This window comes from Bulleidia sp. HCP3S3_C9, assembly GCF_052064035.1.
Taxonomy (GTDB): Bacteria; Bacillota_I; Bacilli_A; order Erysipelotrichales; family Erysipelotrichaceae; genus Bulleidia.
In genome coordinates, this window is sequence record NZ_JBQHWJ010000036.1 from 1 (window position 1) to 23,613 (window position 23,613).

16 protein-coding genes are annotated in these 23,613 nt (G+C 35.4%); 6 read left to right on the top strand and 10 right to left on the bottom strand.

Features of this window, described 5'->3' with window-relative positions; genetic code table 11:
- Positions 1 to 309: 309 nt before the first annotated feature.
- On the top strand, positions 310 to 462 hold the full coding sequence (locus tag ACTND6_RS07165; protein WP_441023203.1) for a hypothetical protein: 153 nt from the start codon (positions 310 to 312) through the stop codon (positions 460 to 462).
- A 157-nt stretch (positions 463 to 619) separates the two neighbouring features.
- Here the strand turns inward: ACTND6_RS07165 and ACTND6_RS07170 are convergent, their stop codons facing one another.
- The 3 genes from ACTND6_RS07170 to ACTND6_RS07180 all read right to left on the bottom strand — a co-directional run bounded on the left by ACTND6_RS07170 (position 620) and on the right by ACTND6_RS07180 (position 2,922).
- Positions 620 to 949, bottom strand: coding sequence for a type II toxin-antitoxin system RelE/ParE family toxin (locus tag ACTND6_RS07170; RefSeq protein ID WP_441023205.1), 330 nt, complete (start codon positions 947 to 949; stop codon positions 620 to 622).
- Complete coding sequence (locus ACTND6_RS07175) at positions 946 to 1,254, bottom strand: type II toxin-antitoxin system RelB/DinJ family antitoxin (protein ID WP_441023207.1); 309 nt, start codon at positions 1,252 to 1,254, stop codon at positions 946 to 948. Before ACTND6_RS07175 ends, ACTND6_RS07170 begins: the two co-directional genes overlap by 4 nt.
- Positions 1,255 to 1,482: 228 nt before the next feature.
- A complete protein-coding gene (locus ACTND6_RS07180; RefSeq protein WP_441023209.1) occupies positions 1,483 to 2,922 on the bottom strand; it encodes an MATE family efflux transporter in 1,440 nt (479 codons plus the stop codon).
- 30 nt (positions 2,923 to 2,952) lie between these two features.
- Between ACTND6_RS07180 and ACTND6_RS07185 the strand changes: the two genes are divergently transcribed.
- Positions 2,953 to 3,411, top strand: coding sequence for an Lrp/AsnC family transcriptional regulator (locus ACTND6_RS07185; RefSeq protein ID WP_178175948.1), 459 nt, complete (start codon positions 2,953 to 2,955; stop codon positions 3,409 to 3,411).
- Between the two features lie 57 nt (positions 3,412 to 3,468).
- Here ACTND6_RS07185 and ACTND6_RS07190 read toward each other — a convergent pair whose 3' ends face one another.
- From ACTND6_RS07190 to ACTND6_RS07205, 4 genes are read right to left on the bottom strand one after another with little or no spacing between them, the layout of a single operon-like run.
- Positions 3,469 to 5,040: a glycoside hydrolase family 36 protein gene (locus tag ACTND6_RS07190; RefSeq protein WP_441023212.1), complete on the bottom strand. Its 1,572-nt coding sequence runs from the start codon at positions 5,038 to 5,040 to the stop codon at positions 3,469 to 3,471.
- On the bottom strand, positions 5,018 to 6,412 hold the full coding sequence (locus ACTND6_RS07195; protein ID WP_441023214.1) for a glycoside-pentoside-hexuronide (GPH):cation symporter: 1,395 nt from the start codon (positions 6,410 to 6,412) through the stop codon (positions 5,018 to 5,020). Before ACTND6_RS07195 ends, ACTND6_RS07190 begins: the two co-directional genes overlap by 23 nt.
- Positions 6,413 to 6,418: 6 nt before the next feature.
- The gene (locus ACTND6_RS07200) at positions 6,419 to 8,764 is read right to left on the bottom strand and encodes a glycoside hydrolase family 2 TIM barrel-domain containing protein (protein WP_441023215.1); all 2,346 of its coding nucleotides are present in this window, start codon (positions 8,762 to 8,764) and stop codon (positions 6,419 to 6,421) included.
- Complete coding sequence (locus ACTND6_RS07205) at positions 8,761 to 9,300, bottom strand: TetR/AcrR family transcriptional regulator (RefSeq protein WP_441023217.1); 540 nt, start codon at positions 9,298 to 9,300, stop codon at positions 8,761 to 8,763. Before ACTND6_RS07205 ends, ACTND6_RS07200 begins: the two co-directional genes overlap by 4 nt.
- A 303-nt stretch (positions 9,301 to 9,603) precedes the next feature.
- On the opposite strand from ACTND6_RS07205, the gene ACTND6_RS07210 reads away from it, so the two are divergent.
- The 4 genes from ACTND6_RS07210 to ACTND6_RS07225 all read left to right on the top strand — a co-directional run bounded on the left by ACTND6_RS07210 (position 9,604) and on the right by ACTND6_RS07225 (position 19,526).
- Positions 9,604 to 10,308: a hypothetical protein gene (locus ACTND6_RS07210; protein WP_441023219.1), complete on the top strand. Its 705-nt coding sequence runs from the start codon at positions 9,604 to 9,606 to the stop codon at positions 10,306 to 10,308.
- A gap of 244 nt (positions 10,309 to 10,552) precedes the next feature.
- Complete coding sequence (locus tag ACTND6_RS07215) at positions 10,553 to 16,348, top strand: MBG domain-containing protein (protein ID WP_441045080.1); 5,796 nt, start codon at positions 10,553 to 10,555, stop codon at positions 16,346 to 16,348.
- A 471-nt stretch (positions 16,349 to 16,819) separates the two neighbouring features.
- Positions 16,820 to 17,980 carry an AfsR/SARP family transcriptional regulator gene (locus ACTND6_RS07220; protein WP_441023223.1) on the top strand — a complete coding sequence of 387 codons (1,161 nt, stop codon included), beginning with the start codon at positions 16,820 to 16,822 and terminating at the stop codon, positions 17,978 to 17,980.
- Positions 17,981 to 18,233: 253 nt separating this feature from the next.
- Positions 18,234 to 19,526 (top strand): ATP-binding protein, encoded by a 1,293-nt coding sequence (locus ACTND6_RS07225; RefSeq protein ID WP_441023225.1) that lies wholly within the window; start codon positions 18,234 to 18,236, stop codon positions 19,524 to 19,526.
- A 24-nt stretch (positions 19,527 to 19,550) separates the two neighbouring features.
- On the opposite strand, the gene ACTND6_RS07230 is transcribed toward ACTND6_RS07225, so the two are convergent.
- Genes ACTND6_RS07230 through ACTND6_RS07240 form a run of 3 tightly spaced genes read right to left on the bottom strand, consistent with a single transcriptional unit; the run spans position 19,551 to position 23,261 of the window.
- Positions 19,551 to 21,158 (bottom strand): ABC transporter ATP-binding protein, encoded by a 1,608-nt coding sequence (locus ACTND6_RS07230; RefSeq protein WP_441023227.1) that lies wholly within the window; start codon positions 21,156 to 21,158, stop codon positions 19,551 to 19,553.
- Positions 21,139 to 22,806, bottom strand: a complete 1,668-nt coding sequence (locus tag ACTND6_RS07235) for an ABC transporter ATP-binding protein (RefSeq protein WP_441023229.1) — start codon at positions 22,804 to 22,806, stop codon at positions 21,139 to 21,141. Before ACTND6_RS07235 ends, ACTND6_RS07230 begins: the two co-directional genes overlap by 20 nt.
- On the bottom strand, positions 22,803 to 23,261 hold the full coding sequence (locus tag ACTND6_RS07240; RefSeq protein WP_441023231.1) for a MarR family winged helix-turn-helix transcriptional regulator: 459 nt from the start codon (positions 23,259 to 23,261) through the stop codon (positions 22,803 to 22,805). Before ACTND6_RS07240 ends, ACTND6_RS07235 begins: the two co-directional genes overlap by 4 nt.
- Positions 23,262 to 23,613 lie beyond the last annotated feature (352 nt).

Genomic DNA, 23,613 nt, shown 5'->3' on the forward strand with positions numbered 1-23,613 from the left:
CTTTTACCTCGCAGTTAAAGTGTATATCCAGCAATATGATTTTATTGTACTAAAAAGCGGACACTAAAGAGATTTCTGAACTTTTTTGAATCAGGTGGTCAGTTATGTTATTTTATATTTGAATGATTTTGGTAATTGATTTATTTGAAGAAAATATAGCATATGAATACTCGTTCATCAAACCTATAAAAATCTTTTTTACGGTCAAGTATTTCGTGACTATGTAAAGATTACATTTTCTTCCATTCAAATCGCATCTGATACACTAGCTAGCACTAACAAGAAAATTATGTTCAAGAGGAGTGTTCTATGACGAAGAGAGAAAATTATCTTAATAGAATCATTGAACTGAATGGCACGCCTGACATCAAAATCATCACAGGAATTCACCAATCTGCTAAGTGCAGATTTAGGAATGAAAGTGGGAATCCTCAGCCATTCAATGACCGAGATGAAAGCTAATGCCATTAGGTTAAACATTGATGATCATTGGTAATCTCTACAGAGAACAGTAAAACCAGGAATAGAACAGTCATAATGTCAGATTGTTATTCCTTTTTAATTTTGAATATGAAAAAAGCAGTCGACCTAAATGAAAGGCTGCTTCAAATCATATCCTTTATTGCTTTGTGTGGAGATTTAACTGATTGTCTATATCCCGTCCGGCATACATTACTCTAAGTATTGTTACAACCTTTTTATTGCTGTCTGGAATATAAAGTACCACATAATTGTCTACTGGTAATACACGAAGCCCACGACTTTTCCACGGTTCTTTTTCGTATTTTTGATAACACTTTGGCATCGTATCCAGACTTAATATATGTTTTTCTAGACGGTTAAGTTGTCTGCTTGCAATTTCTGGCGATTGTAATTCAAAAGCAATATATTCAAAAATTTCTCTCAAATCACTGTCAGCCTGTTCGGATACTTCTACCCCATATATCATAAGCCATAATCCTTGCGAATGTCAGCAAAGGCTTTCTTCGCATTTTTTGTTCGTCCAGCATGCATATCTGCATATCCTTTCTCCAATTCTTCATTGAACTCTGCTTCTGATAATGTGCTGATGTCAACAGGTCTGGCAGATGGTATTTTTACGTCAAACGGAAGTCCTCTCTGTAAGATAATCTGTTTATAAAACATATTGATAGCACTGGAAGCAGGGATACCAAGTGTAGACAGGATACTTTCTGCTTTTTCTTTGACATCTGGTTCAATCCTTGCATATAAATTTGCTGATTTTGTAGCCATATAAAACATCTCCTTTCGTGAGTAGTGTCTCCATCTATCTTTATTGTATGCAAATGTCCGTACAATAGCAATGCTATTTTTACTACAAGACCAGCGGCTAGTGAAAATAATGACAAAAGACGAATTCCTTGACAGACTTGCATATTCTAGGAAGCAATCTCTAGAAGGAAAAGTTGTAAATGCAGATGAAGCAGTCAATCACATCAGAAAAAATATAATGTTGTTATGTCAAAATAATAATTCTTTCTTTTTTACCTTGTAATAGAATAAACCAGTAAAATCCGCTAAAACCCATCCAATAGGAACAGACCACCAGATACCACATACACCAACAATAGAAGAAAGAATATATGCAAGTACAACACGTGTACCTAAAGAAATAACAGTAAGTACAACACTCATTCCAGGTCTGCCTAGTGCGCGATACAATCCATAAAGCAAAAATAAACAACCAATACCACAATAAAATGCTCCTTCAATGCGGAGATAGCGTACACCTTCTTGAATGATTTCAATTTCATTTGCATCCACAAAAATAGACATGAGTGGTTTTGCAAAGATAAAGACGAAAGCAGATATGACAATACAGAAAGCCATAGAGATGCATACTGCACTTTTTAAACCAGAACGGATACGATCATTCTTTCTTGCACCATAGTTTTGTGCAATGAATGTTGAAAAGGCATTACCAAAATCCTGGACAGGCATATAGGCAAATGCATCAATCTTTACACCAGCCGCAAATGCAGCCATCACAATTGGCCCAAAACTGTTGACAAGCCCTTGTACCATAAGAATCCCAAGATTCATTACGGACTGTTGAACACATGTGAGTGTAGAGAAGGAGATGATTTCATGAATTCTTTCTTTTTTTAGACAGTGGATATTCCATATCGAACATACCTGTGAAAAATGGGTAAGTGTATAAATCGCAATACCAAACCCTGAAACGTATTGTGCAATGACTGTTGCTTCTGCTGCGCCACAAACACCTAAATGCAATCTAATCACAAACCAGAGATCAAGAATGATATTCAATATTGCAGAAACAGCCAGAAACCATAATGGAACAACTGAATTACCAATTGCACGCAGGTAAGAAGAAAAATAGTTGTATAGAAAAACGGCAGGAATGCCAAGAAAGATGATAAACAAATAGGAACGCATATCACTCCACACTTCTAGTGGAACCTGAAGAAATGTTCGAAGACTATCCAAGCATAAAAATGACAAGATATTTAAAAGTACAGTCACAAAGGCAATGAAGAAAAATGAAGCGCAGAGATTTTCACGAAGTGCTTTTTCATTGCCTTCTCCAAAGCGCATGGAAAATAGAGCACCACTTCCCATGCATAATCCAAGAATGATGGAAGTTAGAAAAGTCATCAATGTAAAAGAGGAACCAACAGCCGCAAGAGCATTTCTTCCAAGGAATTTCCCAACAATCAAAGTATCCGCAATGTTATAGCATTGTTGCAGCAAGTCTCCCAAAATCATTGGGATGGCAAATAAAAGCATAGATTTGATGATGGATCCTTTTGTTAAATCTTGATTCATGATAAGCCTCCGTTTCGTAAGCTTAAAGTTACATATCGAAATCATTATAGATACAACAATGACACTCGTCAATGTATCGTTTACTTTTCGAAATCCTGGTGCTATTATCAACGCAAAGATGAAGTTTTATGGAGAAACACTATGTTTTTGGATGGATTAGATAAATTGGATCAAGAGATTGTAAGCTTGCTGATAGAGAATGCACGTATTTCCTATTCTGATATTGGTGAAAAAATCGGTATTTCAAGAGTGGCGGTAAAAGCAAGAATACAAGCATTGGAACAGCGTGGAATCATTGAAGAATATACAACAATTGTCAATCCACAGAAGATTAGTGGAGCAGTTTCCTGTTATTTTGAAATTGAAACAACACCGAATCACTTGGCAAAAGTTACAGAACGATTGAATGCGAATGATATGGTGACACAGATTTATCGTGTCACGGGAAAAGATAAACTGCATGTGCATGCTGTTGCTTCTTCTGCAGAAGAAATGGAAGAATTTTTACATACAGTTATTGATCCATTGCCTGGTGTGATCAGCTGCAGCTGTAATATGATTTTGTCACGTATCAAAGATGTGAAAGGATTACGACTATAGAAAGAAATCATATTCTTTGCTTCAGATATGCAAAAAAACTCCAGTTTCTGGAGTTTTTTAAAACATTCTTGTATCACATGTAAATATATGATTTTTATCATCTAATGTATACGTAATTGTTAACGTAGAGCCATGCATAGAAGTATGGATATTTTCTGTCTGGGATAAGTGACGATAATATCTGTATTGTTCGATTTGCTGTTCTGTATAATTTGATGGATTATCACTTGTAAGAAATACCCCTCCAAGCAGTGCATTGAGTGTTGCTAAAAGATCTTTCTGTTTTGCATTGAGTTTGATATTTTCATCTCTTAAGAAAAATACATCTGGATCATTTAAGAATGCACGGTTGTTTAATGATCGACGGAAAATTGTATTCGCTAGCGATTGCTTTGTTGAAGTACGTTCACGATGGAATAAACGCATATACCATACATCATTCCAGTCTAAAGAGACATCACATCCAATACGGTTATATTCAAACAATCCAAATGTTGTACATGTTGGTACACCACATCCAAGAATTGGATGGTTTCCACAAAGTTCACGTAAGAAATGAATGCCTTGGTACATTTTCTGGCTGCGTGTCTTCGTCTCTGTTGGAAATGGAGCACCTGCATATAAGAAATCCAGTTTTACAAAATCAAACTTCCATTCCTCAAACACAAGATGAAATACATCTTTTAAATACTGGATTACTTGGGGATGATCAATATCTAAAGCATATGCACCATCCCAGTTGCATCCAGTAAACCAAGGGGAACCATTGTGTTTTAAAAGCCAGTCTGGATGAAGTTTCACAAGATCTGAATGAACGGATGCTAAGAAAGGGGAAAGCCATAAGCCTGCTAGAAATCCATTGTTATGAATTTGATCCACTTCATAGCGTAATCCTTCAGGAAACTTCTGCTTGTCCACGCTTAGCCAGTCACCGGTACAAGTCTGCCAGCCATCATCAATTTGAAACAAATCACCTTTCTGTAGAATCTTTTTGCATCCATCTAAATCTTCCGCAATTGTTTTAGAAGATATATTTTCATAATGGTTATACCAGCTCGAATATCCATAAAGTTTTTTTGTTTCTAATGGCTGTATATGCATTCGATCAAACCATGCATCAAATACTTCATCTTCACTGCCTGTTGTATCGAGAATATCAAAACATGTGTATAAGCCATCCACAGGATAATCTTTACAATCTCTTTCCATGGTCAATGTTCCATGATCATAGTGGAAGATCGTATATGCCTGTTCTTCATCACAAGAAGCAAGTAAATGGTATGTATTCTCATGACGAATATACATGTATGTAAATCCATGAAAGATACCTGATTCTTTTGCATATTCTACAAAATGATAGTCTCCATATCGATCAAAATGATATTTGTTTAAAAGAAATGAAGGAATGTGATCAACACCTTTCTGTTTGTCACAAATCTGCATCTCTTTGTTATATGTCCATGTCTGATAGCCATTGAAGAATAAAACATCATTTTTATCCAAATCTAATTGTGTTTCTGCTTTGATGCATTGGATTTTTCCATGGAGTTCTCTTTGAAGTCTGGAAAGCGAATCTACTTCTTCCTGGATCATTTCTTGATCAACTTTAACTGTGAGTTTCCATTTCATGTTTTTCTCTCAACTTTTCTGCGATTTCCTGTGCTTTGTCATCTGTTAATATAAATTTCTTTTTGAATACAATCAAAGCAATACATAATCCAAGAATTGGAAGTAATGTCATAAGACAGCGTAACCCTGTAATTGTGGAAGCACTTTGAACTGCAGGGATACCATCTTCACTGTTTCCAACTAGACCGATCATATCAAGACCAATCCCTGTTAAAAATACAGCGAGACCACTTGCAGCTTTTACCACAAATGTCTGCATGGAAAAGATGACAGATTCTTCTCTTCTGCCGGTTTTCATTTCCCCATAATCAACAGAAGTAGATAAGAAAACTGTTGTAAGCACACTTAACATTCCATTCGCACTGAATACAAGTGCACCAATCAAGCAAAGTACGGCCATGTTATGTGCAAGGTTCATAAACGAAGCAAACAGTAATAGAGCATAGCCAAGAATTGCCATACATAAAGATGTTTTGAAAATTGTTGTATTAGATAGTTTATTACGCAATACAGGATATAAAACCATCATTCCAAGAATCTGCGTTGCTCCGCCAATGGTTGTGAATAATGTATAGTTGTTTTTCCATAATTCTGTACCAAGATCATATTTAAAGAAGTAGAGAATTAAATTACTTGTGATGTATAAAGCACTGTTGATCAGCACAATTGTGATGACCGTTAACATTGCCTGATCATTGTGGAATAAAGCAGAGAACATATCTTTGATGGATGTTGTTTCCAGTTTCTTTTCACTTTTCTTTTCTTTGATTGAAAAGAAGAGAATTGCTTCTGTAAGTACAAAAATCAAAGCAATAAGCATAGAGAAGCAGCGGAAACCTTTCACTTCACTGCCACCTCCTAAAAAGGCAACACATAATACAGTTCCCACTTGAATCAGTGCAGAACCAATACCAGCACATGTTCTGCCAACAACCGATAACTGTTCACGATCTTTTGGCTGTTCAGTGACTGCTGGAATCATTGACCAGTATGGAATATCCATCATTGTATACGTAACACCCCATAGAATATAGATGATTGCGAAGTATACCATGAGTCCTGTTTTTGATAAATCTGGAGCACTGAATAATGCATATAAGACAAATGCATTTAATACAGTTCCAGATAAGATCCATGGTCTGAATTTTCCATATTTTGTATTTGTTTTTGCGACAAGAACACCCATGAACGGATCATTGATGGCATCAAATACACGTGCAATCATTAAAATCAAACCTACAAATGTTGCCTGTAATCCTAAAATATCCTGATAGTAATACATCACATAGGAAGAAGATAAGGCATAGACCATATCTTTTCCAACAGCACCTAGACCATAGGCAGCCTTTTCTTTGAAACTAAATTTTTTCATACAATATTATCCTCGAATTTGTATAGGTAATGTAACAGGTTCTAATCCTGGTGAAGAAATCGTAATCGTCTCATGAGAAGAAACAGCTTTGGAACGAATGTATGTTCCACACATTCCTCCTTCACTGACAATGTGCTCTCCTCCAATGATTTCTAGATTGTTAGAGGCCTGGATTGTGATTGGCAATTGTGCATAGGAAGCTACAGAATCATGATCATCTAAGATACGGATACGAATCGATGCCATATCATACGTATCACTTTCTTCTAAGACAGTAGAAGAAATCTTTGCTTCAATATGAAGGAAAGAGCCTGGACATTTTGTTTTAGAAGCAATGACGGTACCATTTTTGATGGCATCAAATCTCCATCGTGTTGCTTCATCTCCCCAGTTACTGACATACTTTCCATAAAGATCAACCCCATCCTGGAATGTAAGGTGATATTTCATCATGGCCTTAGCGAACTGTAATTTATTTTTCAGTGGTAAATTTGCCAGACCATAGTCTCTAGCAGCCAGTAGACAACTACGAATATCTTTTGCCTGTTGTTTTGGCATGTGTTCTTGTGTTTCTAATAGATCACCAATCGTATCGTCAATGAGAATTGGACCATGCTTTAATGATGTAAATGGTGTTGTGGAAAATTCTTTGACAAATACATCATTTTTATATAAACGGATAGAATCTCCATTTGTGAAGCAATAGAATGATGCAATCTGCCCTGCAGGATAATCACCAATATCCATGGTTGTGCCAACTTCTAATACAGGCGTATTTTCTTGCTGGGAACTATAGACATAACTGGCAAGCTTTGGATTACGAAAGCTGTCCATAACACCGTGATAACAAATCTTATCTCCACTGCCAAAATCCTTATGTGTTGCGTAATCAAACATGCACCAGCTAAACATACCTGCGTGCTGTTTATCTTGGATTGCATCATTCATTACCCGTGCATGACGTAATGCATGTTCCTGTCGCTTGCTGATGGGATCAAATGATTTTGTTGGAAACATATGTCCATTGCATTCAGAAATCAATAATGGTTTTTTTGTGTCTGGCGTGACGTCCTTTTTCTTTTTACATCCTGGATTTGTTCCGTTATGAGAAAAATCATTGTAACTGTAAATATCTTCTAGAAAAGAGCTCTTTTCTATGTAGCGAACACCGCTTGTTGGTCGTGTTGGATCAAGAGAATGTGCAAGTGCATTTGTTTTTGTGTAGAGTTCATCATCATCCTGGCTTTCATTGACTCTGACACCCCACATGAAGATAGAAGGGTGGTTGCGGTATTGCCTTACCATTTCTTCAACATTATGGATGCAGATATCTCTCCAGTGCTGACTGGAAGATACATATTGCCATCCTGGAATTTCAGTGAAGACTAAGATACCTCTTCGATCACATTCGTTAATAAATGCATGAGATTGTGGATAATGTGATGTTCTTACCGCATTGACACCTAACTCTTCATCTAAGATACGTGCATCTTCTTTCTGCAAAGAATCTGATACCGCATAACCAACATACGGGAATGACTGGTGTCGATTCAAACCACGAATGAATACGGGCTTATGATTGACGAGAATGTTATTCTCATCCCAAGTAATTGTTCTAAGACCAAATGGTGTATCAGAAACATCAATGCATGTATTACCTTTATATAGTTCTAAGTGAAATGTATAAAGATATGCGTGATGTACATTCCATAGAATTGGAGAAGGAATGAATTGTGTCATTGTATCCAGGCAGGAATCATATTCTTTTTGTACAACACAGATATGTTCCTGATCAAAGATCTGCGCTTTAACATGCATATCTGATGTATCTCCATCATACGTAATCGTAGAAGTAATACTTGTTAAGTCACTGCGTGGCTGTACAAAGACATCTTTGATGTATGTGCATTCTTTTTCATCCAGCCATACATGACGATAGATACCGCCATATGTTAGATAATCAATCATAAATCCAAATGGAGGAATCGAAGCATCTTCTGTCGTATTTAATTTGACAGAGACAAGATTATCACCTTTGTGCAATGCACTTGTAATTTCAACACGGAAAGCAGTATATCCACATTCATGGTGCATTAATTGCATTCCATTCACATATACTGTAGCGATATGTGCTGCACCATCAAACTGTAAGAAATATCTTTTGCTTAAATCTTGAATATTCAAGTGTCTTCGATATCCACAAATCATTTGATAGGAATCAACATCAATGTAGTGGAGAGGGCATTCTTTTACTGTGTGTGGAATACGAATCTCTTCATATTCGTTTTCTCCATGTGAGAATTCTTCACTCCAGATAGGAGTAAACTGCCAGGCGTTATCAATTCTTTTCATAAAATGATTCCTTTCATTAAGATGTCTAATAGATCGTGTAGAGATTGTTGATAGGTACGTATATCATCACTAGATGACAACAAAGAATTCATGCTGGAAGTGATGATAATTTCAATCATATACAGTGGAATATCTCGTAAGATATGTGCGTCAATGCCTTGCTGGATAAAAGCAAAGACGGGTTCCCAGTCACTTTTTAAATGATGATTGATAGATGCAAATACAGCAGGATATTGTGTAGATAATGGTTCTAGCTGTTTGAAATCAATGGATGCAATATCAGTTGGCATCGCAATTAATAACTGGGATAATTTTTCAATGTATGGCAGATCGGAAGATAAGATTTGTTTTTTGTTTTCCTGAATCAATGCAAAACCATATTCCACGATACCTTGTAAAAGAGATTCTTTAGAGTCAAAGTATCTGTAGATTGTTTTTTTAGCAATGTGCAGGTTTTGAGCAATATCGTTCATTGTGAAGGATAGACCTTTGATACGATATAAATTGATTGCTTCTTGAATGATTGTTTCTTTCATATGGAAACCCATCGTTCCTTTCTGGTTTCCATTGTAAAGCAATGAAAACGGTTACACAAGAAGAAAATGACTGAATTGATATGTAAAAATATATATTTTGGAAAAACGGGGCAAAATGGTACTTAAAAGTTGAGAAAAACGGGGCAAAATAATGTGAGATAAAGAAAAAGGAGTGCTTCAGACAATGTCATTAAGTTAAGGCAAATAAATTCTTAGTGATATTAATTGAAAATTCAAGAAAACAAATCTTTAGCGAAAGTTAACAGCTTTTCTATAAAATTTGTTTTTTAATTCCTGAAATCATTGATTTTCAGGCATGCTGAAAAGCCAGTAATCAAGGATGAAAAGACGGGTGTAACATTAGAAGAAGGTAAGGATTACGAAATCGTATATCCAGAAGATATCAAGAATGCCGGAGAAATCACTGGAGATGGATTCATCGAAGGTGAAGGTGCAACATTCAACGTTACAGGATCTATTACAGATGTAGGTTCTACTAACAACGCATTCACATATGCAATGAATGAAGGTACAAATGCTGATAACTATAACGTAACAGTTGTAGAAGGTACATTAACAGTATCTGAACAGCCAGTTGTTCCAACATCAGCTACACCAACAACTCCATCTAACAACACTCCAGCAAGAACAAATAACGTTCCAGCTAGAGTTGTAACAAACCCAACAACTACTACACCAGCTCCTGAAGCTACAGTTGAACCTGAAAAGGCAGAAACTACACCAGTTCCAACAGCTAAGCCAGAAAAGATTAAAGAAGAAGCAACTCCTCAAGCAGCTCCAAAGGGTCATTGGGCATTAATCAACTTGGTTGCCGCAATGTTAAGTGTTGTCTTAGCAGTAGTAGTATTCATCCTCACTGAAAATCTTGCTCATGACATGGTGCTTGTAGAAAAGTGGACAGTATTGATGGTTCTATTCGGACTCATCAGTATCGTATCTACATACTTTGCTAGAAAGTGGCATGAAGAAGATGAAGACGAAGATTAAGAATCTTCACAGAATGCATAATTCAATCAATATGCTAAAAAGGAACTCAGAACTCAAAATCTGAGTTCTTTTTATATGCTTCAAACATTTGTTTTCAGAAAAATGTAAGCTTTCACTTACAAATTTTTACACAAATATTAATAAAACATTGTTTTATAACCCGACTATAACTTATAACCCATACAATTTATTTATCAACAGATGAGTTCGTTATAGTTCTTGAATCAAAAGAAAGGAGAAAATTATGGGACCCATAAACAAACTAACAAAACTCGTTTTATCATTTTTATTGGGTATAACATGTATTAACTTCTCTGTCGTTCAAGCAGAAGATGGTAGTGATGAAAACTATTCAGAGCCTACTGCAGTGGAAACGATTAGTGAAGAACCTGCTAGTGAACCTGAACAGGAAGTGATTCCAGAAGAACCTGTTGCTGAAGAACCAGTGATTGAGGAAGCAGCTCCTGTCGAAGGGGAAAAGCAGGAAGAGGTAACTCCTGAAGTAATGGAAGAAGCTAAGGTTGAAGAAGAGAATAATACACCTGAGATTGAAGCTGAACCTGCTACACAGGAAGAAACAGTAGAACCAGAAGTACAACAGGAAGCTCCAGTAGAGCCTGAAGTACAGAAGGTTGAAACTGTTGAAGAAGTAAAGGTTACAGTAGTGGTGAGTTATGTGGATGAAAATGATCATCCATTAACAGATCCGATTACTGGATCTTATCCAATTGAGTACAGACTTGATGAAAATGTTGATGCATTTAAATCATTTGATGGATATGCTTTTGAAAAAGTGATTGTAAATGATGATGCTAAAAACACTATTTCAAAAGATGATGTACAAAAGAATGGATTCAGAATTACAAAGGATATGACTTCTTTGAAACTTGTTTATCAGAAGATGAATTTAGAATCTGAAAGTAAAGAAGTGATTCCTGAAGTGACTGAGGAAGCAGTTGAAGAAGCTGAACCTGAGTCGAACACGAATGAAACGGAACTCTCTGCATTTGATCAAACTGCATTTGCTGGAAAAGTTGGTGTTCATGCGTCTGCAGCTGAAGGTGTTTTACCTAAGGGTGCTAGATTGATTGTTGAACAAGTTAACAGAAAAGCAATACTTAACGCTGTAGAAAATACAGTATCAGATAATAACAAGGAAATGGATTCTGCTGTTGCATTAGATATCTCAATCGTAGATAAGGATGGTGTTGAAATTCAACCAAATGGTGTTGTAAATATTACATTCGTAAATACTGGCGTATCTGGTAATGAAGTTAAGATTTATCACGTTGAAGATGATGCTAGTGCAGTAACAGAAATTGCTAATAACACTGATAGCTTTGATGCTAGTCATTTCTCAATTTATGTTATTACTGGTGAAAATGAGGTTCCATTAACAACATTTAACTTTGTTGATGTGAACGGACAAACCGTAAGTACACAGATTGTTAAAACGGGTGATACATTAATTACTCCAACAGCTCCAGATGTTGCTGGAAAAGCATTTGTGGAATGGCAAGAAAATGGATCTAAGTTTGATGGTTTTGGTGAACAGACAATTACTAAGACTGAAACTCGTACAATTACTGCAAAATACGAAGACGCATTATATGTTTACTTCTATAATCCAGAAGGAACACAAATCATGCGTACAGAAAAAGTTGGAAATCATGAAGCACATGATTTTACAGCTGTATCTTATGAAGTAGATTCAACTCATAAATTAGTTGGTTGGGCAAAAGAAGTAAATGGTACTAATGACATCGCAAAAAATATTACAGTTCTAGAAGGAAGTACTTCTGTAAATGTATATGCGATTATTAAAAAAGGTAATTGGGTAACTTTTGATTCTGATGGCGGAAGCGCAATTGATTCTCAATTCGTATTTGACAAAATCTCTCTAAATGATCAAACAACACCTACAAAGCCTGGTTATAGATTTGATGGTTGGTACAATGGTTCAACTAAGATTGAAACTGGTGCAACAGTCACTTCTTCAATGACGTTAAAGGCTCGTTGGAAAGCAGCACAAGTTAACTATACAGTTATTCACTGGTGGGAAAATGCCGATGATGATGGATATTCATTCCATGAATCTCAAAAATTACAAGGATTGACTGGAGAAACAACAGAAGCTGTAGCGAAGTCTTATACAGTGGATGGCAAAAATATTTTTGGTGAAAGTGTTAATGATAAGGTCTTTAATGCAACTACAATTGAACAAAAAACAATCAAGGGTGATGGTTCGACAATTGTAAATGTATACTACAAGAGAAAAACGTATACAATGCATTTTAAAGAAAGTGGGTACCCATATAACGATTTATCAACAATCACAAAAAAATGGGGTCAAAGTATTTCAAAAAATGAATGGCCTACTTATTATGGGAATGGTAATTGGCGGATTTCAAGTAGTAAGTATCTAGCTTATACAAGTACAATGCCAATGGAAGACTCTACATTATGGAGTACAAGTGGTAATTATACTTATAAAGCATATTATTACGTACAAAAGGTTGATGGAAACGGTTATGATCTACATCATACAGATACTATCAAAATGAATAGCAATCCAACAATAGGAAAAGAAGATTGTTATGCGATTTCTGGATTTACATTTGAATATTGTAATCCTAAAGTAGGTTCAAAATATAATGGAGCGAAATTCTACTACACTCGTAATTCTTATAAAATCAAATTTATCAATAAAGGTAAAGAAGATAAATCGGTAGAAAAGAAGTATGAACAAAGTATTTCAGGTGAGAACTATACTCCTACAAGACCTAGTGCATTGCCAGAATACTATGTATTTGATGGCTGGTATGAAAACGAACTTTGTGAAGGTGAAGCATATGATTTTACTGGTAAGAAGATGCCAGCTCAAAATGTTACGTTATACGCAAAGTGGACGGCTTCTAAGGTTAAGTTAACATATAACTTGAATAATCCTGAAGGTACTGTAGATAAGGATACTAAGAATGTAGAAGCTGGTACAGTAGCTAGTACAGAATTACCAAGTATTCCAACAATCAATGATTATTCATTTGCGGGTTGGTATTATGCGGATGGTAATGGAAATATTACTTCGGAAGTATTCCATACAAAAAACACGATTACTAGAGATACTAGCATCGTTGGTAAATGGTTATACAAGGGTGAATTAAGAGTTGTTTATGATCCTGATACTGAAACGGGTGCAACCGTTCCTACAGATGATAAGGTTTATGCGGGTGGTGCAAGAGTTACTGTAGCTGGTAATGCGACTACTACTTCAAACAAGAAATTCTTAGGATGGAAGTTAAATGGAAATTTATATCATCCTGGAGATGCATTTGAAGTAAATAAAGACATTGCGAATCAGGATAATCAGATTATCTTAACGGCTACTTGGGGTAATGCAGAAACTTCTACAACTTTGACTTATGATCCTGGTAATGGAATTGGTACAACTACGACTGTGGATGTCATGAATAATGAGGCAGTCCAAATTGAAGCTCATGGTTCATTAGGTTTTACTGCTCCAGTAGCAGAAGGTAAAGAATACTACTTTGCAGGTTGGGCTGATTCTAAAACAGGAAATGCAACTTATGCAGATGGACAAACAATCAATATTGATGCTAATGGTGAAAACGTTCTATATGCAGTTTGGGTTGAAAAGGCTGAAATCACATTGGTTGCGAATAGTGGTACACGTACTTATAACGGTGCTGAACAGTCAATCGAAGGTTTTGAATCAACTACAATGAATGGTTATACAGTATCTGGATTAACGGCAGTAACTAAGGGTACAAATGTTGGTGAATATACGAACACTGTATTTGATGGAACGGCTAAAGTTGAAAAAGATGGTGTTGATGTAACGGATAAAGTGGCTGTAAAGACTCGTGCTGGTAAGTTAGTTATTACGCCTAAATCAATTAAAACTCAAGAAATTACGGTAACTAAACCTGCTGATTCTCAGTATGATGGTAATGAACACAAGTGGTCTCCTACAGTAACAGATAAGGCTGATAAGAAATTAGAAGCTGTTACAGATTACACAGTGGAATATTCAACATCTGATTTCACAAATGTAACTGGAACAATCACAGTAACAATTACTGGTATCGGAAACTACACAGGAACAGTTGTAAGAACTTATGCAATCACTCCTGCTGAAGTAACCGTTACAGCAAACAATGCTAACAAAGTATATGGTGAAAATGATCCTGAACTGAAAGCTACAGTAACTGGAACGCTAAATAACGATACAGTGGATTATACAGTGACAAGAGATCCTGGTGAAGATGTTGACAAATATGCAATCCATGTCACAGGTGATGAAGACCAAGGTAACTACCACGTAACATACACTGCTGGTGAATTTGAAATCACTAAATCTGGCGAACTGATACTGACAGCAGAACTGACAGGTGAAAGTGCAACTAAGGTTTATGATGGCAATCCATTGGCAGGTGGAGCAACATCAAATGTTAAGGAAGGTACAACAATTACTTACTCAACAGATGGTGGTGCAACATGGACAACAGAGGTTCCAAGTATCACAAATGTAGGTACATTAAATATCACAGCAAGAGCTGAAAATCCAAACTATGAACCAGCTGAAACAACTTACTCATTAACAGTTACTCATGCTACAGCTATAGTAACAGCTGAAAACAAGACAAAGGTATACGGAACAGCAGATCCTGAACTTACAGCAACAGTAAGTGGAACACTTGGAAATGATACAGTTGCATATACTCTAGCAAGAAAAGCAGGCGAAAACGCTGGTAAATATAAGATCACTGTAACAGGTGAAGAAAATCAGGGTAACTACAAAGTTACATATACTCCAGGCACATTCGAAATCACACCTAAGTCAATCATTCCAGATGGACCAAAAACACCAGAAGAAAAGAAGACAGGTATTACAGTAACAGCTCCAGAAGGTTCTAAGTACGATGGTGAAGAACACAAGAATAAACCAACAGTTACAGATACAAAGACAGGCAAAACATTAACAGAAGAAACAGACTACACATTAACTTATTCTGAAGATGTAACAAATGCTGGAAAAGCAACAGTAACAGTAACTGGTATTGGTAACTACACTGGTGAATTTGATGTAACATATGAAATCACAAAGAGAGATGTGGTATTAACAAGTGCTACAGATTCCAAGCCATACGATGGTACAGCATTAAGAAATGAAAATGTTGAAGTAACAGGTGATGGATTCGCTGCCGGTGAAGGTGCAACATTTGCAGTCACTGGAACAATTACGAATGTTGGTACTAAAGCTAATACATTTGGCTATGCATTAAATAAAAATACATTAGCTTCTAACTACAACATCTCAACAGAACTTGGTACTCTAACAATTACACCTAAATCAATCATTCCAGATGGTCCAAAAACACCAGAAGATAAGAAGACTGGAATCACAGTTGAAAATCCTGGTGACGTTAAGTATGACGGTAAAGATCATGCTGAAAAGCCAGTAATCAAGGATGAAAAGACGGGTGTAACATTAGAAGAAGGTAAGGATTACGAAATCGTATATCCAGAAGACATCAAGAATGCCGGAGAAATCACAGCTACTGTAGTAGGTAAGGGTGATTATGAAGGTTCATTCGAAATCAAGTACAACATTACAAAGAGAGACGTAACATTCACAAGTGCTACTGACTCTAAGCAGTATGATGGAAATGCATTAACAAATGGTAATGTAGAAATCACTGGAGATGGATTCATCGAAGGTGAAGGTGCAGAATATAAGGTAATTGGAACTCAGACTCAGGTTGGAAATAGTGCGAATGAATTCGAATATACATTGAATGAAAACACATTAGCTTCTAACTACGATATTACTAAGGTTGTTGGAACATTAACGGTTACGGCAGCACCTGCTCCAGAAACTCCAGAAAAACCAAAACCAGAAGTAAAGAAATCAGTAGATACATCTGATGATAACAATATCGTATTCTACGGAAATGCATTCTTCATGGCAATGATTACACTTGCAGGAATCATTGTATTAAGAAAAAAATCAAGTTAATTGCTTGAAAAATGATGTTCTTGAATTAGAAAATTCAAAATAAAGAAAAAAGATAAGAATTGAAGTCATTTGATTTCGTTCTTATCTTTTTTGTATGTTGGGCATGTTGCTTAACTAGAAGATTTTGTTTTTGGAGCGATGAGTGAAAAGTGATAAAATGAATTTGCAAAAATCAACGGATGTGAAATATATACGTTTAGTGATATAATTTTCATATAAACAGACACTGGTTAAATAAATAGGCAGTGACGAATTTTAAAATAAAAATATTTAATACATAGAAACAAATTTGATGTTTTTACCACAAAGTTTAAAAAAATAGTACGTAAAGAACAAATGATTTGCATGCAAGGATTCATTTAAATTTGATAAGCAAATAGAAGAATGTATTTTTATTTCATGATATAGCCATCAGATTAAATGAAATATTGCAGATAAAATGCTTTGAATAACAAAGCGTGAGGATGGTTTATGAGAAAAAGAAAATATCAATTCAGAATGTTTGGAGGTTTATATTTAACGACAGACGGAAAAACGATTCCAATCAGCAGTCTTGTTGGAAAGCAATTAATTGCGTTGTTGACATATTTAATCTGTAACTATAAACAATCAGTATCAAAGGAAAAAATCATTGATATTTTCTGGCCTGATAGTGAAAATCCTTCAAATGCTTTAAAGTTTGCAATTCATCGTTTGAGAAAAGCATTAGGAAATGTAGTTGGTTTACCTGATGTTGAAATGATAGTTACTACAGCAAATGGATATCAGTTTAATCCAGCAATCAGTGTGGAATTAGATACAGAAGTATTTGAAAAAACTGTTTTAGAAGCAAATAGTGAGGAAAACTTCGAATTGTATCGTAAAGCGGTTGATCTATATTATGGCGATTTTCTAGAAGGGGTAGATATTGAATGGGTTCTTACAGATCGAGGTTATTATCGTTCTATCTTTGTTCAAATTTGTAATACATTAGCTGGAAGATATTTACAAGAAAGTAAAATTGAAGAAGCAGTGGATATTTGTGAAAGAGGATTGGATGCAGATGAACTAGATGAAACTTTGATTCATACATATTTGATTTCTTTATTGAAAGCAAAGAGATACAATTTTGCGAAATCCTACTTTGATGCAATTAAAAAAATCTATAAAAAGAAGGTTGGTGTTCCATTTGAATCTTTAGCACAGGGACAATCTTTTAGTCAACTTGTTGCTAGAATAGCAATCGAAGGTGATGAACAAACAATTGCGGATACAATTGAAAGTGCAATGTTACCAAATTCATCATCTATTGCTCCAATGATTGTTGATAATGATGTGTTTAATGAGCTGTGTATTTATACAATGAGAAATGCAGAAAGATATCATACAAAGGACTATGTTGTTACAGTTCGTATAGAAGCTGCCAGAGAAAAAAGAAAAAGAATCATGATGCAATTATTGAATATTCTAAAAGTTTCTTTAAGAAAAACTGATATTGTAACAAGAGTAGGAGATAGTGAAATTTGTTTGCTTGTGCGATTATCAGATGAATCTGATGTAAAAATTTTATATAGCAGAATAGATAGTAGATTATCTGAAAGCGTTGGAGAAGCAAACTACACATTGACATATGCAATCAAACCACTTGCATAAATTGAAATAGATAAAAAAACAGGAAATACTCTGTAATGGAGAATTTCCTGTTTTTTGTGTGGGAAACTTGTAGATTTATCACAGTTTACATGATTTCTAAAACATAGAATATGATTTTGGAATAGAAAAGTGCAACATGTTACAAAAATCTATTCTAATATTACATTGACATATTGATTTCTTAAGTTTATCTAGGTATATTGAAATAGAAAAGTGCAACATGTTGCAAAAATCTATTGCAGGAGGTTTTAAAATGGAGATTCGAAGAGATTTTTATTTGAATAAATTGATAAAAAGAAAAAATAATGGACTGATTAAGGTAATTACCGGTATTCGTCGGTGTGGCAAATCTTATTTGTTGAATACTCTGTTTTATCATCACCTACTAGAAATTGGCGTTGATGAGGATCATATCATTCGCTTTGCCTTTGATTCAGCTGATGATCTTTATCTGATTGGTGAAAGCTTGATTCAAATTGAAAAGGAAAAACGTGGAGTTGACCCTGAAAAATTCATAACTTATATCCGTTCTCAAGTTGCAGATGAAGGAATGTATTATCTTTTGCTGGATGAAATTCAGATGCTGGATTGCTTTGAAGCTGTTTTGAATGGTTATCTTCGCAAAGAAAATATGGATGTTTTTGTGACTGGAAGTAACGCAAAACTTTTGTCTAAAGATATAGCTACCGAATTTGCTGGCAGAGGTGACGAGGTTCATATGTACCCTCTGAGTTTTGCTGAGTTTATGACTATTTATAATGGTGATAAGTATATGGGATTATCTGAATATATGCTATATGGTGGTATTCCTCTGGTTGTTTTAAGAGAGGGAACAAACGATAAGGCGGTTGCATTGCAGAATCTTTTTAATGAAATCTATCTTCGAGATATTACCAAACGTAACCGTGTGAAGAACATCGGAGAACTTGAAGATCTTTTGAATATTCTTTCCTCCGCTATTGGTTCATTGACCAATCCAGAAAAGTTGAAGAACACTTTCAAGACGGTAAAGAAATCCAAAATCACATCTGCTACCATTAAGAAATATCTGGATTATTTTGAGGATTCTTTCCTGATTGAATCAGCACAAAAATATGATATTAAAGGAAAAGCATATATTGAAACGCCAAAGAAATATTACTTTTCAGATCTTGGACTTCGTAATGCAAGAATCAATTTTCGCCAGTTCGAGCAGACCCATTCGATGGAAAATGTAATTTATAATGAACTTCGTATGCGTGGTTACAGCGTTGACGTTGGCGTAGTGCCAATTGTAGAACGTAATCAGGAAGGAAAGGCAATTCGTAAACAGCTTGAAGTTGATTTTGTATGTAATCTTGGCTCTTCCAGATACTATATCCAGTCTGCGTATTCGTTACCAGACGAAGCAAAGCGTACGCAGGAAATTAGACCATTCAGAAAGATTGATGATTCTTTCAAGAAGATTGTTATCACTAAAGATATTGTACAGCCCTATTATGATGAATATGGTATCTTGACTGTAAATATCTATGATTTCCTACTTGATCCGCAAATTCTTGAATAATCACAATGTAAACGCATGGTGCTTTTATTGCAGCTCTATGACTTTTCCTGTAATTGCTGATGTTCTATGAGAAATTGAAATAACGGTTCTATCTTTCATTGCATTTTGTATTGCGAAAAGGACTCGTTGTTCTGTAGAAGTATCTAGATCTGCAGTAATTTCATCGAGTAAAAGTAATGGCGGATCAAGGACGATGGCACGTGCGATAGCAATGAGTTGTTTTTGTCCTTGAGAAAATAGATCATCATTGTATTCAGTATCTAATTGTTGATCAAAGCATTGGATGGTATCCCATAAGCCAACGATTTGATATGCATGAATGATTTGCTTTTCAGTAATGTCTGGATCAAAGAGTGATACTTGTTCTTTGACTGTTCCGCGTACTGGATGAAATGACTGTTCCACATAGCCATAGATGCTTCTACGAATAGATGGTGAAAATGTAGATGGATCATGATTAAATACTTTGACTGTTCCAGAATCTGGCTTGTATAAGCCAAGAATGAGTTTAAAGAGTGTAGATTTTCCTGCACCTGTTCTTCCCTGGATTGTTACTTGTTCTCCTGAATGAATTTCTAGATTGTAGTCGTGTAATACTGCTTTTGTATCGTATGCAAAATGGAGATGTTGAATGGAAATGATGGGATTTGTGGTCTGTATGTTTGAAACTGGTTGAAATGCTTGTTTTTCTTCTGAGGTAAAGAAATCCTGAATGCGATGAATTCCTGCAATCGAAGATTGTATTGTCTGTATTTCCATGCCAATACTTTCAATGGGTCCAAATACTTTTGAAATATACTGCATACACATCACAGCGTTTCCTGCACTCATTGAAAAAATAGTGAATTCTGGGTTTGCTGCAATGAGAATCAATATGCCAATTGTAAGTGCATTGATGATTAAAATGATTGGCGAGTATATTGCATCATAGAAGTTTGTTTTCTGTAATGCCTGATAGCTTTGTTCAATGGTTTGATCATATGCATCTTCCATGAATGGCTGCGTGTGCAGATTTTGAATCATTAGTAGATTGTTGATTGTATCTGGCAGGATTGCATTTGCATCTGCGATTGCTTTTCTATTTTGTATTTCACTTTTTAACATTTGCTTTTGTGTGAAACGCGTAAACAAGAAAACAACAGGAAGCAACAGCAGTAATAGATAGAAAGCTAAAGATGCTTTTTGAAAGAGCACAACAAGAATACTGATCAATGTACAGGCATCTGCAATCATAGAAATGATTCCAGATGAAAATAGTTCTTCTAATGTATCAACATCCTGAATGATACGTGATGTGATAGCACCTGGAGATTGTTTTGTGATTGTGTTTGTATCCAGGTTTATGAAATGGTGCATCATTTCACTTCTTAGTGCATGTGTAAGCTTTTGGGAAAGAATGATGAGCAAGCTGTCACGAATAGATGTACTGATACTTTCTAGTAAAAAAAATACAAAGTAGGAAAACATCAAAAGAAAGGTAATGTTTTGTTTTGTGGATAGAAGATCAATGATCTTTGCGAATAAGAGTGGTGGAAGCAATGTGAATGCAATTGTGGCAATAAAGAATAGAATGACACCGCATGATAATAGCCAGTGTGATTGAAATACTTTTTTACATGTGCTGAGAATCATTGTGTGTACCTCTTAAGAGCGTCTTGTATGTTGAAGATGTCTGGCATAGATCGGCATGTGTGGATAGTGTTGCGCGTGTGTCTTCCAACAGTAATACTTTTGTTGCGTATTGAAAAATAGATAAGCGATGAGAAATCAATATGATCATTTTATCTTTGCAGTAAGACTGGATATTGTGGAATATCTGTTGCTCTGTTTTGATATCTAATGCTGAAAATGGATCATCCAGGATAATCAAAGAAGATGCGTGAACAAGTGTTCTTGCCAAAGCAATACGCTGTGCCTGTCCTTTGGATAAGAGAATACCACCATTGCCTAACATTGTATGGATGCCTTGTTCCATCTGCTCCACTTCTTGATCAATGCATACAAGTTTCAGGTATGGAAGAATATCAATATCTTTGCCTAAGGTAATATTGTGTTCAATCGTATCATTGAGTAGCTGTAAATCATGACCAAGATAGGTAACGTTCTGTTTTTCAATAGAAATGAAACCTTCATATGGCATTTCCTGTAGAAATACTTTTCCGAATGTTGATTTTCCACTGGCAACTTTTCCACAGACACCTAAGATTTCACCTTTCTGTAATGTAAAAGAAATATGTTTGAATAAGTCATTGGCATTTGGATAGTGGAACGATAGATCTTTTACAGTGAGGGAAGGGATGATAGAAGGTGATGGGATGGATGTATCTGCATCTAATAAATATGGGGATAATCGTTTCCATGAAATCTGTGCTTTATGTACAGCATTGAATAATTTAGCGGATTTACTTGATTTAGTTGCGAGTTTTAAGAAACAGGCAACATATGTTGTAAAGATGGCAATATTCCATGTTCCTTGTATTACGTAGTGGCATCCATAATATAGAATTGGAAATAAACCAAGCAATGTAATTACAAAATAGAGTGGTGGAAATGCCATGAATGGAATATTGGCTTTGATAGAAGCAGATTCATACTTCTGTAATGTATTTTCATAGGAATGCATACGATTTTCTTCACAGCCATAGATGCGATATATCATTGCATTACTTGTAAGATCTAATGTTGTTTCGTTTAAGGCTGCAGTGATCTGTTTCTGTTTTTCACTTGTTCTTTGTACAAGTGTTTTCATTTTTTCTGCCAGTAAATAGGAAACAGGAATACAGACAATACATAGCAGTGTAATTTTTATATCATAGTGAAATAGCATGCACAGGTACGCAATCAATGCGATACATGTATCAAATAGTTCTGTTGTGAATTTGCGAATACCTTCACTGCAGTCATCGGCATCAATGACAGCTTTTGTAAGCAGTGCACCTGTCTGTTCCTGCTTGATTTGTAATCGTGGTGCATAAAGAATGTTTTGGTAGATTTTCTGTTTAAAGCGTTTGTTTGTATTATTTGCGAAGATGCGTACATAGTTGCGCTTATAGAAACGAGAAATCTGAACAATACTGATGGAAAACAAATATAAAAGAACGATCTTCAAGATTGTTTGAAAAGAAATGTATTGTTGGAAGTAGTCATAAATACTTTGTGTGAGTTTGCCTTCAAAATATGGTCCAAGAATTAAACCAAAGTTATAAATGAGACCAGTGATTGTGACAATGGTTAAAGACTTCCATTCTTTTTTGAAATAATACAGAATTGATGGTTTCATAATGTCTGTATCCTTTGCATGACATTTGGAAAGTGTGATCGACTTTCTTTTTTGCTTTTTGCATACATCTTATCTAGTGTTATGAGAAATATTTCTTTTTCTTCCTGGTTGAGATCTTCTAACAGCCAGTCATAGAATGCGGCTTCAATACTTGTTCTGGATTGCTTTAATGCTTGTGCTTTTTCTGTTGGATATAGAAGGTGTTTTCTTTTATCTTTTGTATCTTGTCTGCAGATAAGATACTCTTTTTTCACTAATGATCTGACTCTTTTTGTGACTGCACCTTTTTCCACATGTAGTTCATTTGCTGCTTCTTGTTGCGTTGTGCCTGGATGGTGACGTACATAATGGATCAGTTCCAGCTCAGAAGAACCAATATTTGTTTCTTTGAATACCATTGCATTGAGTTTCTGTGCTTCTCTTGCAATTTTACCTATTTTTCTTGTTTCACTCATATCGCGCCTCTAATAGCTGTATGTACAACTATTAATATAAGACACTATTAAGAAACTGTCTATCGACCTTTTGAATAACAATGCTAGAATGAAGAAAAGCTAACTATATAAAAGTCAACAGAAATTGATGAAAAAGTTTGAAAATGAAATTCTTTGAGTAAGTTGGTTTCAGAAGGTATCTGTTCTTTGAAAATGTGAATATTCAGGCATGATGAAAACAACTTCAGCAGAAGCTATTGAATGTAATTCAATTGTTTCTATGCCTATCGCAATAAAGCTGGATCAAACTGTGTACCTGTGCTTAACAGGTGATAGATGACTCGCATGAGTTTTCTTACACAGTGACCCTGTG

What these genes read in the sequence shown, in the direction of transcription:
- ACTND6_RS07165 (WP_441023203.1), top strand. Translation starts at nt 310, where the DNA reads ATGACGAAGAGAGAAAATTATCTTAATAGAATCATTGAACTGAATGGC.
- ACTND6_RS07170 (WP_441023205.1), bottom strand. Translation starts at nt 949, where the DNA reads ATGATATATGGGGTAGAAGTATCCGAACAGGCTGACAGTGATTTGAGA.
- ACTND6_RS07175 (WP_441023207.1), bottom strand. Translation starts at nt 1,254, where the DNA reads ATGGCTACAAAATCAGCAAATTTATATGCAAGGATTGAACCAGATGTC.
- ACTND6_RS07185 (WP_178175948.1), top strand. Translation starts at nt 2,953, where the DNA reads ATGTTTTTGGATGGATTAGATAAATTGGATCAAGAGATTGTAAGCTTG.
- ACTND6_RS07190 (WP_441023212.1), bottom strand. Translation starts at nt 5,040, where the DNA reads ATGAAATGGAAACTCACAGTTAAAGTTGATCAAGAAATGATCCAGGAA.
- ACTND6_RS07195 (WP_441023214.1), bottom strand. Translation starts at nt 6,412, where the DNA reads ATGAAAAAATTTAGTTTCAAAGAAAAGGCTGCCTATGGTCTAGGTGCT.
- ACTND6_RS07200 (WP_441023215.1), bottom strand. Translation starts at nt 8,764, where the DNA reads ATGAAAAGAATTGATAACGCCTGGCAGTTTACTCCTATCTGGAGTGAA.
- ACTND6_RS07205 (WP_441023217.1), bottom strand. Translation starts at nt 9,300, where the DNA reads ATGAAAGAAACAATCATTCAAGAAGCAATCAATTTATATCGTATCAAA.
- ACTND6_RS07215 (WP_441045080.1), top strand. Translation starts at nt 10,553, where the DNA reads ATGGGACCCATAAACAAACTAACAAAACTCGTTTTATCATTTTTATTG.
- ACTND6_RS07220 (WP_441023223.1), top strand. Translation starts at nt 16,820, where the DNA reads ATGAGAAAAAGAAAATATCAATTCAGAATGTTTGGAGGTTTATATTTA.
- ACTND6_RS07225 (WP_441023225.1), top strand. Translation starts at nt 18,234, where the DNA reads ATGGAGATTCGAAGAGATTTTTATTTGAATAAATTGATAAAAAGAAAA.
- ACTND6_RS07230 (WP_441023227.1), bottom strand. Translation starts at nt 21,158, where the DNA reads ATGATTCTCAGCACATGTAAAAAAGTATTTCAATCACACTGGCTATTA.
- ACTND6_RS07235 (WP_441023229.1), bottom strand. Translation starts at nt 22,806, where the DNA reads ATGAAACCATCAATTCTGTATTATTTCAAAAAAGAATGGAAGTCTTTA.
- ACTND6_RS07240 (WP_441023231.1), bottom strand. Translation starts at nt 23,261, where the DNA reads ATGAGTGAAACAAGAAAAATAGGTAAAATTGCAAGAGAAGCACAGAAA.